The sequence below is a fragment of the Cupriavidus sp. genome, from assembly GCF_057315035.1.
The window spans coordinates 77,720-92,457 of sequence record NZ_DBHKYV010000017.1; the positions used below are offsets into that span (position 1 = coordinate 77,720).

Annotated in this window: 14 protein-coding genes; 4 read left to right on the forward strand and 10 right to left on the reverse strand. The window is 60.6% G+C overall.

The annotated features are described in order from the left end of the window. Positions 1-216: 216 nt before the first annotated feature. The gene (locus tag ACO550_RS20520) at positions 217-522 is read right to left on the reverse strand and encodes a hypothetical protein (RefSeq protein WP_315593790.1); all 306 of its coding nucleotides are present in this window, start codon (positions 520-522) and stop codon (positions 217-219) included. 635 nt (positions 523-1,157) lie between these two features. Here ACO550_RS20520 and ACO550_RS20525 point away from each other — a divergent pair. Beyond that, a complete protein-coding gene (locus tag ACO550_RS20525; RefSeq protein ID WP_315593791.1) occupies positions 1,158-1,496 on the forward strand; it encodes a hypothetical protein in 339 nt (112 codons plus the stop codon). A gap of 440 nt (positions 1,497-1,936) precedes the next feature. Then, the gene (locus tag ACO550_RS20530; protein ID WP_315593792.1) at positions 1,937-2,161 is read left to right on the forward strand and encodes a PaaD-like zinc ribbon domain-containing protein; all 225 of its coding nucleotides are present in this window, start codon (positions 1,937-1,939) and stop codon (positions 2,159-2,161) included. On the opposite strand, the gene ACO550_RS20535 is transcribed toward ACO550_RS20530, so the two are convergent. From ACO550_RS20535 to ACO550_RS20575, 9 genes are all read right to left on the reverse strand, one after another. Then, positions 2,127-2,624 (reverse strand): PQQ-dependent sugar dehydrogenase, encoded by a 498-nt coding sequence (locus tag ACO550_RS20535; RefSeq protein WP_315593793.1) that lies wholly within the window; start codon positions 2,622-2,624, stop codon positions 2,127-2,129. The two genes, ACO550_RS20530 and ACO550_RS20535, sit on opposite strands and share 35 nt — an antisense overlap. Before the next feature lie 389 nt (positions 2,625-3,013). After that, complete coding sequence (locus ACO550_RS20540) at positions 3,014-3,217, reverse strand: hypothetical protein (protein WP_315593794.1); 204 nt, start codon at positions 3,215-3,217, stop codon at positions 3,014-3,016. A 160-nt stretch (positions 3,218-3,377) separates the two neighbouring features. Beyond that, positions 3,378-4,775: a group II intron reverse transcriptase/maturase gene (gene ltrA, locus ACO550_RS20545; RefSeq protein WP_315593795.1), complete on the reverse strand. Its 1,398-nt coding sequence runs from the start codon at positions 4,773-4,775 to the stop codon at positions 3,378-3,380. A 493-nt stretch (positions 4,776-5,268) separates the two neighbouring features. Next, positions 5,269-5,598 carry a hypothetical protein gene (locus ACO550_RS20550; RefSeq protein ID WP_315593796.1) on the reverse strand — a complete coding sequence of 110 codons (330 nt, stop codon included), beginning with the start codon at positions 5,596-5,598 and terminating at the stop codon, positions 5,269-5,271. Between the two features lie 419 nt (positions 5,599-6,017). After that, entirely contained in the window at positions 6,018-8,339 is a 2,322-nt protein-coding gene (locus tag ACO550_RS20555) for an AAA family ATPase (protein WP_315593797.1), read from the reverse strand. After that, entirely contained in the window at positions 8,327-8,842 is a 516-nt protein-coding gene (locus tag ACO550_RS20560; protein ID WP_315593798.1) for a hypothetical protein, read from the reverse strand. The genes ACO550_RS20555 and ACO550_RS20560 overlap by 13 nt, the downstream gene beginning before the upstream one ends. A 175-nt stretch (positions 8,843-9,017) precedes the next feature. Beyond that, positions 9,018-10,433, reverse strand: coding sequence for a metallophosphatase family protein (locus ACO550_RS20565; protein ID WP_315593799.1), 1,416 nt, complete (start codon positions 10,431-10,433; stop codon positions 9,018-9,020). A 98-nt stretch (positions 10,434-10,531) separates the two neighbouring features. Then, entirely contained in the window at positions 10,532-11,812 is a 1,281-nt protein-coding gene (locus ACO550_RS20570) for a recombination directionality factor (protein WP_315593800.1), read from the reverse strand. After that, positions 11,761-12,072, reverse strand: a complete 312-nt coding sequence (locus ACO550_RS20575; RefSeq protein ID WP_485994947.1) for a DUF7696 family protein — start codon at positions 12,070-12,072, stop codon at positions 11,761-11,763. Before ACO550_RS20575 ends, ACO550_RS20570 begins: the two co-directional genes overlap by 52 nt. A 650-nt stretch (positions 12,073-12,722) precedes the next feature. Between ACO550_RS20575 and ACO550_RS20580 the strand changes: the two genes are divergently transcribed. Then, positions 12,723-13,331 carry a hypothetical protein gene (locus ACO550_RS20580; protein WP_315593801.1) on the forward strand — a complete coding sequence of 203 codons (609 nt, stop codon included), beginning with the start codon at positions 12,723-12,725 and terminating at the stop codon, positions 13,329-13,331. Between the two features lie 637 nt (positions 13,332-13,968). Beyond that, the gene (locus tag ACO550_RS20585) at positions 13,969-14,361 is read left to right on the forward strand and encodes a polymer-forming cytoskeletal protein (protein WP_315593802.1); all 393 of its coding nucleotides are present in this window, start codon (positions 13,969-13,971) and stop codon (positions 14,359-14,361) included. Positions 14,362-14,738: the final 377 nt, after the last annotated feature.

Consider the following 14,738-nt stretch of genomic DNA (forward strand, 5'->3'; position numbering starts at 1 on the left):
AGTCGGCATCATACGGCGGATCCTGACGACGATCGACTTACCAGGGATTGGCAAACAACGATTCGGCAACCACTGACCCTGCGATTGCGGCGCGCTTTTGTGAAGCATTCTGGATCCCGAGGGAACTGTTGCCGTTTGCCTCTGGCTGTTGTGCACAGCATGCTGGGGGTTGCCCTGCCAGCAGCGCTCCCCGGCCTATTCGCGCGGATCTCCGACCTATGTCTCCTCGCGTTGTTGTACCGATCGTCTAGCACTGAATGCCGTTGGCCACTGCTCGGTCTGCGCCTGGAACCCCTGCACGACACCGTACACGTCGAGGGCACAGAACCCCTTTTGCAGTAGCTGAGCCAGTACCGTCGGCGGATGGATTCCCGGCATGGGTGTGTCCATTGTCAGCTCGGTCATCGCTTCGTCACAGGGCACACCAAGCCAGTGCCGGACCTGAGGCGGGCAATCAAGGAGGGTCTTGTCGGCCGGAAGCATGAGCGCACGAGTACCGTTGCGAAACAGGACGATGTGCATGGCGTGTGCGAGGGCAAGCCTGCCGACGGGGAGGATGGAAAAAAATGCCCGCGCCGGGAGTGGGGAGCGAGCGGGAACGGGCCGCAGTGAGCCTGACGGCATTTTCAGACTAGCACTAGCTCTTCGAATTGCAAGAATTACCGGCCTCCTTCAACACACCCTGGGAGAATCCAGTGAAAGTCTCATGTCGCAATTAATGTGATGCTTACAGCGCGAATGTGGCCTCCTCGGCTCCGAAGTCGACGGTTCCCAAATCACACCGTCCCGCGATCGCGCTCGCTGTTGCGGCGCCAGACCGCGTTGCCTCTCATGGCACGGAAATGCGTCCGGTAGGGCCACGATGACTTGCAGTTGCCATCTTGCCGCGAACATGGCCTGGCCAGCTAGCAAGTAGGTTGCTGAACGATGCCGCCGACACGCCGAACCAAAGCCGCGAGATGCGGTGTTGCCCGACGACGCCCACCGAGACCGCTCCAATACAGGAACCTGCTCAGTACCTGCCGCGCCGAGTTATATTGACGATCGCTATGTCGCGGTCCTGCGCGTCCAAGCTCTATTTTGAGACTTGGGCGAGTCGAGGTGGCCGCGCGGTGGCGCTATTTCGTCAGAGGCGCAGCCGCCGTACGCCTATGCGCTTGGAGGAGGACGAGCACAGTTTTCTGCTGGTGCTACGTGTAGACGGCAGGGAGCAAGAAAAACACCGCGAGCTATTTCACGGCGAGGGCGCGAATATGAGCGCAAAACTTCTTGGGTTGCCGGGACTGACCGTCGATGAGCTGATTCAGGCCCTGCAGAAACTGTCGGACGAAGGGTACGGGGAGATGCGTACTCACGCGTTGATGGGGGCGCATACTGGCCCAATCCGCGGCGTTGGCACCGTGCCTTCGTGGGACACTGCGAATCGTACTGTGGCCCTGGTGATGGCGGACGACGACAACGACACCGCCGGTAACGTACTGCAGGGGAGAGTATGACGGAAGGCAAGCAATGACCGTCGATGTGCAACTGCGCTCACACCGAGCGTAGACCACTTTCGCTGTGGCAACGGAGGTTCTAGCGGCAGGGACGGCTTCATCGCCTCTATTCAACAGCGCTTTTGCGCGACAGAAGGACGAGCATAGTTTCTGTCCCTGCTTCGGCTGGACGGCCGGGAGCACAAAACACTCGACTTGATTCGTGACACCGTTGGTCCTGACCGTAGATGAAATGGTCGGGCTCCTGAAAAACCTCGGAGGATGGCTGCGACGAGTCGTCCACGCGTTGATAAGCGACTGCACCGGTGGGGTGCGAGGCGTCGATATCGTGCCGAACAGGGACGTCGCGGGACGAACTGCTCGTCGTAGTGCTGGCTGATGATGACTTCGACGAACCAACACTGTGTCGCACGTTGAAGGAAATAACATGCAGAGCGGAGATGATGGAGGCAATCATGCTGGATGAGGACGAATGGAAGGCCCGCGTGATGGCGACCCATACGATCCTGTGCCCCCGCTGCGAATCGACTGACATCACGCATGGCGCCTGCGCTGTGGGTGCCACGACGATCCACCAGGAATACGTCTGCGAGGCCTGTGAGCATGCATTTTCTGGACTGTTCGCGCTGGTCACCTACTACGACGACTTCCCAAGCCGTGGCTAGACCAGGCCAGTTCGTCAGTGGGTACCTGGTCGACGTAGACCCGCCTGTGCGTCCCTGCCCTGATGCTGTCGACCCGGCTGACGGCTCCGCAGTCTGCTACCGCCATTTTTTTCACGGAAAGTATGATGACCCCGTCAGGGGCCACAGTCCCACATCGCTCGTTCAAGTGAGCCAGCATTTGCTGGCCAACGATCCGTCGCCCGTCACGCAGCACGCGGCCCACTGCGCGTTCCTTGAGCGCCGGGACCAACAGATCGCCGCGCCAGTCGGGATACAACGGCCCGTCATAGACCGCTAGGCCAGCCGGCGCGATCGAAGGCGTCCATTCCAGAACCGCGTCCTGATACCCATCCAGCCGGCGGAACCCATCGAGCGCGATATCCGAGGACAAGCCATCGGCGGCGATGATAAGCAAATGCTCGCCGATCTCCGTGACCAGCGTGCCGCCGTCCGGCAGGAACACTAGACCACGGCCGGTTCAGGTCTGTTGAGACGATCTGAACCTCATAGCTCTTAGGATCGACTGAGGCGAGTTTGTCGCCGGCACCCGGAGCCATGGCGAAGAAGAAGATGGCGGCGACAATCACAAGCGCCGCCGCCGTCATGGAGTGACGCCATTGCTGCCCCCGCCCTGCAGCTTGCTTTGACTGCCGTGCCTGCGAGGTCAGGCCAGCATACAGAAGGCCGCCGAAAGTAGAAATGGAATCGCCCACCGAACCCCACGGGGTTGGGCGGGCGATGGACAGTGGTGGAGTGGCGAGCGAAAGCCCACCGAAGAATCAGGCGGCTACGGCTGGCTTGCGGGTTGGCGGCAAGAAGCCGACCTTGGCGAGCGCCTTCAGGTTGGTGTTTTCATGCCATAACCACAAGGTAATGATCGAAGCACGCAGCATCGCGCGAGACCTCAACGGTCTGTGCCGCCTTGAACGCCGCGAGTAACGCTTCACGGTCGATTTTTCCACCCAGCCATCCAAAGATGCGGATGTACGTGTGAATCTGCCGGCGGCGCGGGAGCAGCTTTTCCGCGTCTTCCGCGGAGATAAGAATCTTCGTCATGGTGTGTGGACACGCCGGGCGAAAGCCAGTGCGCTAGTGGAAAGTGGGGCAGAGAACGTCATTCCCGGAAAGTAGGAATGGCCAGTCACATCGAGTCGGGTGAGGGGTCGCCCCCTCAGCCCGCTCACACCACCGTACGTGCGGTTCCGCATACGGCGGTTCACAAACGAGACTGCAAGCGCCGCTGAGTGTCCAGCAGCGAGATCAGCCCCAAGGCAGCGAAGTAGCGCTTTGGGAAGGCGGCGCCCATATGGCTCGCCCCGGCGTTCCACCATGGGCCTCGCCCATTGCGGGCCGAGTGCCACGCGCGTTCGTCTTCCAAGCCCTGCCGACGCAGCATTGTCGTTCGGGTGGCCCGGTGCTGCGCCTGCCGCCATAGCAGACTGCGCAGGCGTCGCCTGATCCACCCGTCCAAGTCCTCCAGTGGCCGCTTGCTCTGCGTGTACTGGAAGTACCCGACCCACCCGCGCAGCACCGGATTCAGCACCGCTATGGTGTGGGCCAGGCCCCTTCCTCGCCCCTTGCGCATCAGTTCCTTGATTCGCCCAGTCAGCCTTTGCAGACTTTCCGGTGCAATACGCAGCTTCGCCTGACGATGTGCTGTCACGCTGTAGCCCAGGAACTTGCGCGCCCATGGGCGTGCGCACGTGCTCTTGCCTTCGTTGACCTGCAGTTTCAGCCGTTCCGCAAGGAACGCCGTCATCCCGGCCAACAGCTTCTGCCCCGCCGCCTTGCTTCGGACGTAGATATTGCAGTCGTCCGCGTAGCGACAGAACGCCAGCCCCCGTTTCTCCAGTTCACGGTCCCAATCCGTCAGCAGAATGTTCGACAGCAAGGGCGACAGCGGCCCGCCTTGCGGCGTGCCCTGCCTCCTTGCCTCGGCCACCCCGCCACGCATCAGCCCCGCTTCCAGATACCGCCGGATCAGCTTGAGCACCCGGGCGTCCTTCACCTGCCGAGCCACTCGCGACATCAGGATGTCGTGGTTGACCCGGTCGAAGAACTTCTCAAGGTCGATGTCCACCACCCAGCGCCGGCCTTCCTGCACATACCGCTGTGCCTGCAGGACTGCCTGCTGAGCGCTGCGCCCCGGCCTGAAGCCGTAGCTCGACCCGGAGAATCCCGGTTCGTAGATCGGTTGGAGAACTTGCAGCAACGCCTGCTGGATCAGCCGGTCCACCACCGTCGGGATGCCCAGTGTCCTCACCCCGCCCGCAGGCTTGGGGATGTCCACCGCGCGCACCGCCTGCGGGATGTACTGACCGGTCAACAGCACCGCCTTGACGCTCGGCCAGTGCACCTTCAGCCAGTCCCGCAACGCCGTCACCGCCAAGGCATCCACCCCGGCTGCGCCACCATTGCTGACCACCTTCCGGTACGCCAGCCACATGTTGCCCTTCTCGACCACCGCTTCCATCAGCGATGGCGCCTGCGCTTTCGTTTGCCCAACAGCCGCCGTGCCAGCCTCCGCACCCCCATCGGCCACAGGCAGGTTCCGCCCGCCTTCCTCCGCTGTGGGCTGCACTCGTTCGTGCATTTGGGCTTCGTCGGTTCGCATCGAGGTCTGTCGTCCTAATCGCGCTCGTTCGTGTTCGGCCCTTCAGTGGCAAACCGCCCACCTACTATGGCCTCTGCTGACTTCTGCATCGCCATCCCGCCGCCTCTCGACGCCGGTAGCACCATGGCAGCGATGCAGATCTCCCCGGGTATGACGCACCCACCTTCACGCTTATGCCTGTCGGATATACGCCGCATCGTTCCGTGCAAGTACTGGGCTTTGGCCTTTTTGGCTGCCTTACCCCGGTGCTTCGCCTCGTATCCGCTTCCTGTTCGTCAGGCCAGCGCTTTGCCTCGGGCTTCCTTCAGACCCCCAGTCACCCAGGGAACCCTTGCCTCTGGCTAACACTTCCCCTTGCCGGGTGTGTAAGGGACTTTCACCCTCAAGTGAGTGCGCCCTGCCGGGCGCACCAAGAAAAACGCCCCCTTCTCTTTCAAGAAGGGGGCGACGCTGGTCAAGTGTTGTACAGAGCCCAGAGCACCAGGCCCATCAATCAGTGTGGGGTTGCAATCGTAAAACTCATCCGACCGGTATCGATCCGATCCCCTTCGCGAGTCGAACCGGGAATGCCGATCGGCTGCGTGAAGGTGAGTCCATGGGCACGAAACTGCCGATAGAGCCCATCAATAACGTGGTTCAAGCGCTGCGGGGTGTTAATGCGGCGCTCAAACTGCGCCCCGCGAATGCTGACGACGTCCAAGGTGAAGACGGCGCTGCCCGATTGCGGGTTGGCGAGACGGAACTCGACTTCCGTACGAAAATCGGAGTCCGCATCATTGCAGATGACAGTCTGGACCAGATTGGCCAGTTGGTGAATGTTCATGCCAGCCAGGTCTGCCTAGGTGGAAAGTTGGTTCATGGCGTAACTCCAATGGAATTGGAGACACCAATCCCGTCGGGAGAGGTGCCCCGATGGGAAGAAAAACAGAGGTGCAGGCTGAAGCCCGAGAGATGCTGGGATCCGACTCACATCACAAGCCATAGCCAGTGATGAGTCAGAACGCCAAGATGCACGCCAGGTATGGCGTGATGCAAAGCAGGAAAAGATGTGCCAGCAAATGCTGACGATGTCGATGCGTCGTGGACGCGGTAAGTACGCTCATTCTATGCGATCGGCATCCTACGATGCAACGCAGGCGACCCCAAAGATCCCGCGTTCCTGATGCTGTTGTCTGGGAATCCAACGATGAAGAAAAAACCGCCCTCAATACGAGGGCGGTGGGTGTAAAACAGTGACGCAATCTACTGCTGCGCCAAGGCAACGACGTTGATGATGTCGTCAGCTTCATCGACCAGATCCGGGGTCTGCGAGATAAAGAACTCCCTCTCGTAGCCACCCAGCCGAAGCACTTCGCGCTTCATCTGCATGAAGGCACGTTTGCGCTCCGGATCCAATGGTCCGTCGGCCTCATCGGTAAAGAGGGTCTGGAACGGCTGCTGCGTGCTTTGCGCCCGGTACAGGGCAATTCCGCGCGTCAGGCATTCGTTGATCCATACCTTTTGTCCACCTGACAACACTGAAAAATCCTTCGTGCTGTCATTGTCGGCATCGAGCACCGTGATGGCAAAGCCCTCCCGGGCGTCGCCGTTGGCAAGTCTCGTCTGCGTCTCGATGGCCACCGTGAACCGGCGACCGTAGCAGGCCAGAAGCAGGTCATTGACCATGCCGGTGATCGCGGGGCCCGCATCGTCGATCGACAATGCGATGACACCGTCGTTTCCCAGCCCCTTGGCCAGCAGCTTCCACTGTGCGATCTCATCTGACAGGCGTTGCACCTGAGACTCGCGCTCACCAAAACCAGCCACATCCCGCTTTAATAGATCAAGCTCCGTAGCCAACGCGCTTTGCCGCCGGATCAAGGATTCGATCTTCCCGTCGAACGCACCGACTGCCTCACGGCAGCTGAGAATTCGGCGATCAAGATCGGCAAGCAGGCCCGTGACGTCCTCAACGGCCAAGGTGTCACGCTCACGCTGGACGCTGGCCAACTGGGAATCGACATCCTGGTTGTCACGATCAAGTCGAGACTTCCGCTCCGTTTCCTCAATGGCAAGCGTAGCAAGGTCCCTGCGTGCCACGTCCACCGCTTCGGCCGCGGCATCGAGCATCGGCTTCTTAGCAGCCAGAGCCGTCAGGCGCTGAATCTCCTGATGGTCACGTGCAATGTCGCGCTGACCGTTGTTCACAGCTTCCCGAACTGCAGGTAGCCGTTCCAGCGTTGTCGCCAGGCGTTTGGATTCCTCCTGCTTTTGGGCATAGCCAGTCCGAAGATTCCGGACCTCAATCAGCTGCCCGTCGAGCTTGCCCTTTGCCGCGTGTGCCTGAGCGAGCAACGGACATTGGGCATGAACATCGAGATCCTTGCACGGCACCTCATCCATGACAGCGGTCTGCGCCTCCAGGTTCTTGGCCAACTTCGCCGCGATTGCGCCGCGGTCTGCCATTCCCTTGAGTTCGGCAGTAAGCGCCGCATGCTGCGTCGCTACCGGCTGAAGATTTGCAAGTTCCTTTTGCAGTGCATCCAGTTCGGCCTGACGACGGCCAAGTGCCATCTGCAGGGTGTCGCGCTGCTCTGCTGCCCCCGAGATAACCGAGGACTGTGCAAGCACTGCCTGGTGGCCGGCAACCGCCCGGTCCAGATCCTGCCGACGGGACGCTTCCCTTGCGGTCGCCGCCCGCTCGTCGTCCACCAACTGCTGCTGGCGCTTGGTCAATTCACGGTGGCGCTCATGCAACTCGCGCAAACGTGCTTCGGTACCGGCAGAGGCAGCCTGCTTCGCAGCGAGGGTCGCCCGCTCCTGCCCAAGTTTGCCTTCCTGCGCCAACTGCTCGCTGCGCCTGGCACGCTCGGTGGCAAGTGTCCCGTCGACCTGTTCGATCTCCGTGGCCATTGCCGCCACTTTGTCACGCTTGCCAGACAGCATCAGTACCTCGCGCTGGCGGCTTTCCAGCTCACGGTTCAATGCCTTGGCGACATCTCCCGCCTTCACGGACATGTCCCGCAAGTAGTCGATCCCAAGCAACTCGGCCAGCAGCCTCTTGATTTCGGCAGGCAGGTAGGTCGCCAGTGGTCGTCGATTCTGGGCGGAAAAGACGCTCGTGAAGAACGCCTCGGCCGAACCCAGCACCGATTCAAGGCATCGACCGTAGGTCTCCGCCTTGCCGTCCGATACCGTGCCATCAGCCAGTTGCACAGGAATCCAGTCCTCACCCATCCTTTCGAACAGGTAGTACTCGGCCTTGCGGCTCTTCCCTGGATTACGGAACGCGAATGCCGACCGGTAGACCTTGCCGCCATGCTCCCATTCCAGATCCTTCTCCGCGCGCGGGGCGCAGAGGTGGTCCCAGTAGGAGAATGCATCGACCGACATTTTGGTCGCGTGGCTCGGCATGATCGGATACGGGTGCAGGTTGTCCATGATCGTCGTCTTTCCGGCCCCATTGGGGCCGACAATCGCAATCAGGCCGTTGCGCAGCGAGGCGAGATTCACAGTGACGCTGTCGCGTTGCATGCCGTCCCGGATCCCATGGAATCCGGTAAGCGTCAGTTTCAGTGGGCGCATTCGGACAACTCCGTGCCGTTGTAGGAATGGAGATACTCCGGCGGGACTTCCATGGCACCGTCGTCCCAGTGCGGCATATCTGCCGGGACCGGCGTGTCATGAGCTGGCTTGCCAGCGATGGCACGCTCGACAGAGCGACGGGCTGCCGAAAATTGCTCCGCAGCCATCGTCATCACGGCACCCCACTCTTCACGGCTAGTGAGGGCCCGCAGTTCGAGTTGGCTCCATTGAGAGGCCAGGCCATTGGAGAATGACCAGATCAAGTCCTGCAGTTCCTTGGACGGCGCTACGGCAAAGAAGGTATTGGCACCCGCTTCACCCAGGGCCATCACCAGCATGTGGTCGCGCTTCGCGATCACTGCGCCGCGGCCAGGGCCGAACGGCTCATACATCATGCACTGCGTAAAGCCGTGTTGCTCGCAAAGGCGCTTGGCCATGTCCGAGCGGTTGATAAAGGTTTCCTCGACAAAGAGCCAGTCCGGCCCCGCGTGGTAGAGAATCATCTTGCACTCCAAAGGAATGACGGAGTGCGCCCCGGACGGGATGCACCCGTCTGGGTAGTAGGAAAGAAATGGATACTACGGGGTCGATGCGTCCAGGACGCGGGTGAAACCAGATTTCGACTGCCTCAGGGGCAGTCGGAACATGGCTCTCATGTTCTAGGGGTTGGGCGTACTGCTACGCAAAAAGGTCGTCGGTCAGCCAATCCATCTGCGGCGTTTCCTCCATCTCGGCCTCTGCTTTCGGCGCCGATGTCGCGGGATTGGCAGTTGCGGAGACATCAACCATCCCGGCGACTAACGCTGGCACGGCATTCGTCTCGTCGATCCCAGAATCCGATGCGTCGTGCAACTGCTCCAGCACCGCATCGGCAATGGATTGCGCATCGAACGATTCGAGCATGGCAAGGCGATCGATCAGCAGGGTCGTCTCCACACCGGTTAGCTCACCCCAGCGGGATAGCTTGTCCGGAAGACTAGCCGCGCGACTGATGCCTTCTGCGCGACTGCGTACGGCAGGCAGAACCCGCGCTTCGATCTTCACCTCAGCGCTCTTGCCAAACAGCGCAACGATCGTGTCACGGTCGACCAGCTGACGATGTTCCTCATTGACCGTCCAGCGAATGCGTACGAATTTGTCCGTCGCGTCCGCGGCGATCGCAGAAAGCCTCTCCATGTCGGGCGGCCCATCGAAGTCGACGCACACGGTTTCCCGCGCAGGTGTCTCGACCAGGTTCGCCACGGCATGGCCCGGTGAAATATCCCACTGCAAGTATCCTTTCGCGCCAATCTCACCGTAGTGAAACCGCCCGATGGAGCCGGGATAGCCCACCACCCTGCCCTCACGCTCCCATTGCTGGGCGCGGTGGATATGGCCAAGCAGGAATGCATCACACTCGGCCTCGAACAGGGCCCCGATCGAGAATTCGTGATCGAAGCCTGCCATCGGTACACCGTGCTCGGTCTCGCAACCGTTCACCGTCCCATGCGAGATGCCAACAGTTCTCACGCCCCAGTTTCGGAGTTTGGCGTTCATGAAACCCGCCGCCGACAGATACGCGGCGAGGTGATCGCCAACCGCCGTTGCCGCGTTGGCAACACCGACGGCCGATGCGAGCACCGCCTTGTTCACGGTTGGCACACAGGTGAATACGACCTGTGGCAAGCCATGCAGCGCCCGCAAAGCATCGAACTCGGCATCTGTGAAAATCGCGCCATCGGACGGATGGAACTCGCCATTGCACAGCGCCACCTGGTGAATCCGGTCAGCGACGTACACGGGATACCGTGCACCGATGAGTCGGAACACGTTAAGCGTGCCCGGTGGCTCGTGGCTAAACGTTCCCTGAAGCATGACGACAGGACAGTGGCCAGACAAGCGGTGGATGCGTCGCGCAAGCGCGGCGAGAGCCGGCGTGTGAGCATCAAGACCATGATCCGTCGAGTCGCCCGAGACCACTGCCACGTGGCAACCGGATACGATCGCATTGTCCACGGCAAAGCCGAAGCAACGATCTGCCTCGACCAGGTTACCGGGCGAGTAATGCAGGTCCGAGAAATGAGCAAGCCACAAGGCTTCGCTTTCACTCAGCATAGTGGTACCTCCAAGAGATGTGCCGGCGAATGCGGCAGGAAAGAAAATGGGAAGCCCAAGGGCTTCCCATCGAGAGTCGCCAGCACGAGGCCGACAGATTAAGGAACGACGTCCGCGGCGATCGCCGCGACCTGTTCACGGAACGCGAGGGGGTTCGCCAACGCAGTGCGAAGCTCGCTTAAGAACTGGCGCACATCCTGCGGGCGCTTCGACCAACCGCGACCAAAGGTCGCCGTGGCAAAGGCCTTCAGCTGCGCCGCCCCTTCATCATTGTCCAACTCGAGGCGGGAGACGAGGTCACGGTATTGACCTTCAAGGTCTTCGCCGTCTGGCTGTCCAGCAGGTTGAAGCCCGGATTCAGCTTGCGGATCAAGCGTCGCAGATTCTGGTGTCTGAGCGCGCTCAGGGGCAGATTCGCCTTCCAGTACTGCAGCCGCTTGCGTAGCCATCTCCAGCGCCGGTGCCGGGCGGTCGGAACCGTCGAGCAGCGCGGCGATATCAATCTCCGCGTCCAGCGTGATGAGCCATTGCATCTGGCGCACCGCCTGGCCTGTTTCGTCGATCCGACTGATCTCCACCTCCTGCTTGGAGATCCAGAACTTGACGCCAACGAGCTTGCCGCGGGCCATTGCCACGGTCTGCATGGCGGCGTGCGCTTTCTGCAGGACGTAGATTGAGGTCGTGGGCAACCCGATCAGGCCAAGGCCAGTAGTGCTCGGCACCGCAAAGAAGAACTGCGCGGAGACCTTGCACAAGCCCTGCTGATACTGCGGGCATTCCTGAGGATCGCAGATGCCGTCGGGGATATCGTTGTCCTGGCGAAGGATGATGGTGCGGCCGCCCCAGACACGCTTGGCACGACTGGCTCGTTCATCTCGCTGCGGGGGAGCGTACATCTTGCAGTAGCGTCTGCCGTCCTGGCCGTACTCGGAAAAGTACTGCCGGCCGCTCTGCGTCCAGGCGACGAGCTGATTGGGCATGTTGCTCAGCCAGTCGTCGAACGCGAAGAGGACCGGGAAGCGCCACAAGCGATGCCCGTTGCCATCGCCACGGTCCTCGCCGTAGCGCTGCACGATCTCGTCGGCCACCGCTGGATTGGTGAAATCCGAACCGCGGCAGGTGAACCAAGGCACGTTCTTGGGAAACAACGGATTCTTAAGCCCCGTCGCGCGCTGGATTTCGTTGCCGATCGTCTCGAACGATTTCCCTTGCGCGAGCAGGCGATCATGAATCTTGACCGCCTCTGCGTTACCGCGTGCGGCTTTGGTCAGGATCTTGATGCCAGGGCGAATCGTGCCGATGATGGGCGGCCGCATGGGCCGCTCTTCTAGCAGGCTCCGGCATCCGCCGGGCTGTGAGTAGGTGATGGGTGCATGCATCCGTTCTCTCTCCTGTCGAGAAATTGAACGACGCTCGCCCGGATGGACGCAGCATGCTCCCGAAGGCGCAAGGCTGTGTCTGCCCCGCGCTGGGTCGTTACTGAATTAAGGAAGTTCGCTCTCGCGCCTTCCGCTAGACCGGCGACATAAGCCGCCTCACAAAGGTTGCGCCAAGCCTGTGGCATGTCCGCGTATTCGGCTCGGCGCAGGTTCAACGTTGCCGCGATGGCGGCGGAAATCTCGGCGTTCTGGTGGTGCATGAGTTGCTCCTGGAATCGAGGTCTCTCACCAGAAACAAAAAAAGCCCGCCCCGGTTTGCGCCGGCAGCGAGCTTTGTTAGGCAGGAACCTGCAACGCCACGCCCCTTCCGGGGGCGTGGCATCGAGGGAGCGGCGCACGATTGCGCGCTACTCTATGTTGAGGACGTAAAGTCGCCCTCGTGCAGCATGGTCACGCTGCACAACAACCCTTTTCGCGAACCCACAGGTTCGGCCGCAGGTTCACGGATCGGCTCGACGTCTGCCGTTCTGCCTAGGAGGGGCCTTTGAGAGAGCTCCACATGGTCCCAGGCTCGAACGGTGTCCCGCGTGCGCTCATGAAGAGGCACAGCGAGAACGCGTATTACGAGCAAATGAGGGGAAGTGTTCGGCGAAAACACTTAGCACAAGGAATATCCACACTGGTAGCCAACCAGTCGGCGCGTGCACTAAAGCACGACTTGAACAAATAGATGGACTCGCTAGGAGTCAAGGTCGATGCGTCTGTGACGCGAGGTATGGATAGGATTGTGGCACAGTTCGAGGCCACAGAAAGTCAGAAAGCTCGGCAATATCGTATAGGTTTCTCGGCTCGCTGACGTGGCATTGTGTCGGACAATTTCCTACGAGAGAGATCCACATAAGTATGGAAAATGGCCGAATCATCCGATCCCCAGTTCCGGGGCAGGGGTATTGACGAACAACCGCAGTCTTCTGACCCCGGTCGTACACCCCAATCGCCCCACCGCAGCGGACCAAAGCCGATCCAGCGCCTTCTAAGCCAGGATCGCGTGTCACGGATCGTTCCGGACACAGACAGCGGAACCGTTCTCACGTACTGCTCGGACTTCGTGCGGGACTTCTTGCGCAGTGACTACAATTTCTGCACTGCCAAGATGAGTGTCGCAACTAAGGGAAAGATTCTCGCCCTGGACACACGATTCCGAGAAGCGAACGAATGGATGGACGCGAAGCTCGCGTGGTCCCGGTCATTCCGGCGCCGCAGCGTAAGCCTCCGTTACGACAGGCGCGATGTAGTCGTGACGCATTCCCTTGCTGGGCGCCTCATCCGCCTGCTAAGTCAGCACGATCAGCTCTTTGCGAATGTTCTGGGCGCATACATGGCGGGCAACATCGATGACGCTCAGAAGGATGACGCTCTAATCGGCGCTGCCCGACATATAAACGCCATTCACCGCCTCTGCATCCCCGACAACGATCGATACTCCCGCGACGGCAAGCAGGTTGACGCCGGCGTTTGATAGAACTTCCCTGAGACCGCCAATGGACATCCAAGAGATTGCACGATTGCACACACGCTACGCTGAACCACCGCTGACCATCGAGATGCCGAGCAGCAGTAGTTCGACCCCGGCGCTGGAAGCGCCTGGCGCAACACCACCAAAGGAAGCAAAAGCGATCTGGAGCCGCTTCAGCGAAGTGCAGCGCCAAGCCATCGGAGTACTTGTCGTGGCAGCAATCGCGTTCCCCATCGGCATGTGGACTGCGTCTGGAGGCAAGCGCGATAGCACTACCGCCGCTTCAAAGACTGTGGCTACCCCACCCGCTGCGGCCGCCGGCGCCTCGGATGTCCAAAGCCAAGAGTGGCCCCCGCGAGAGCCCATGATCGACACCGCGCCGCACGCATCTCCGCCGGCTCAGCAAGGAAGCTCTGCGCCAGCCACCTCGCCGACACCTGGAGCATCGGAAGCGGCAGCCGCTTTGGTTTCGACCGTACCTGCACCGATGCCGTCCAATAAAAATCCTATCAAAGCTCCGGCCCAGACGGCACCCAAGTCGGGCGCTACTCCATCCATCGAGAGCAGGGTAACGAGCTCCGCCCAAACGAGTCACCAGGCCGACCCCCGCCGCAGCAACGATATCAAACTCTTCTAAACCATGACGACAGCCAACTTCAGCCTAATCCAGGCGGGCCTCAGCATCCACGGCGATGTTGCTTCGGATCACGGTATCAGTTGTTATGGGCTGGTCGGCGGCGACCTACGCTCGTCGCAGGGACTGGTACACGTCGGGCCTGAAGGCTTGATTCGTGGGACCGTCGAGGGAGACCACGTTCTCATCGATGGGACCGTAGAAGGCGATGTTGCCGCACGCGTCTCGCTCCATATTAACGGTAAGGTGAAAGGCCGTATCGCCTACGCGGGCACTATCCGGCTTGGCCCGAATGCCGCGCTGGAGGGGACGATATCGCGAATCAATGGCATCGCATACGACGCCCACTCGGCCGCAGCTTCGGCGGTTGAGGCAGCTCCCGAAGCCTCGAAAGCGTGAGCATGCTCACCCTATTTCCGCACTAAGCTCACATAAAACACCATTGTTTTGAGCTCGCGGGAAAAAAAATAAAGCCCGACGATTGAATCGTCGGGCTTTTCTTATGAGGGGTTCAAAGGCTTCATGCTCACGATCTCCTCGATCGTAAATAGCTTTTGCAACGTCAACCACGGGCCTCTACGCCCCGTAGTGTCAATGAATGCGACGATTGGCAAACGGCCATCAATGCGGCATTCAAACACCCGTATGCCACGTTCCGAGTCGGTGACGACATATCTTCTGCCATGTCGGATGGAGAAGTGAAGGTTGTTCTGACGGATTATCATTCCTTCGGCGACGATGCCTCACAGCTCGCACAGTCGCTGCACATCTGCACG

What these genes read in the sequence shown, in the direction of transcription:
- ACO550_RS20520 (WP_315593790.1), bottom strand. Translation starts at nt 522, where the DNA reads ATGCACATCGTCCTGTTTCGCAACGGTACTCGTGCGCTCATGCTTCCG.
- ACO550_RS20530 (WP_315593792.1), top strand. Translation starts at nt 1,937, where the DNA reads ATGATGGAGGCAATCATGCTGGATGAGGACGAATGGAAGGCCCGCGTG.
- ACO550_RS20540 (WP_315593794.1), bottom strand. Translation starts at nt 3,217, where the DNA reads ATGACGAAGATTCTTATCTCCGCGGAAGACGCGGAAAAGCTGCTCCCG.
- ltrA (WP_315593795.1), bottom strand. Translation starts at nt 4,775, where the DNA reads ATGCGAACCGACGAAGCCCAAATGCACGAACGAGTGCAGCCCACAGCG.
- ACO550_RS20550 (WP_315593796.1), bottom strand. Translation starts at nt 5,598, where the DNA reads ATGAACATTCACCAACTGGCCAATCTGGTCCAGACTGTCATCTGCAAT.
- ACO550_RS20555 (WP_315593797.1), bottom strand. Translation starts at nt 8,339, where the DNA reads ATGCGCCCACTGAAACTGACGCTTACCGGATTCCATGGGATCCGGGAC.
- ACO550_RS20560 (WP_315593798.1), bottom strand. Translation starts at nt 8,842, where the DNA reads ATGATTCTCTACCACGCGGGGCCGGACTGGCTCTTTGTCGAGGAAACC.
- ACO550_RS20565 (WP_315593799.1), bottom strand. Translation starts at nt 10,433, where the DNA reads ATGCTGAGTGAAAGCGAAGCCTTGTGGCTTGCTCATTTCTCGGACCTG.
- ACO550_RS20570 (WP_315593800.1), bottom strand. Translation starts at nt 11,812, where the DNA reads ATGCATGCACCCATCACCTACTCACAGCCCGGCGGATGCCGGAGCCTG.
- ACO550_RS20575 (WP_485994947.1), bottom strand. Translation starts at nt 12,072, where the DNA reads ATGCACCACCAGAACGCCGAGATTTCCGCCGCCATCGCGGCAACGTTG.
- ACO550_RS20580 (WP_315593801.1), top strand. Translation starts at nt 12,723, where the DNA reads ATGGCCGAATCATCCGATCCCCAGTTCCGGGGCAGGGGTATTGACGAA.
- ACO550_RS20585 (WP_315593802.1), top strand. Translation starts at nt 13,969, where the DNA reads ATGACGACAGCCAACTTCAGCCTAATCCAGGCGGGCCTCAGCATCCAC.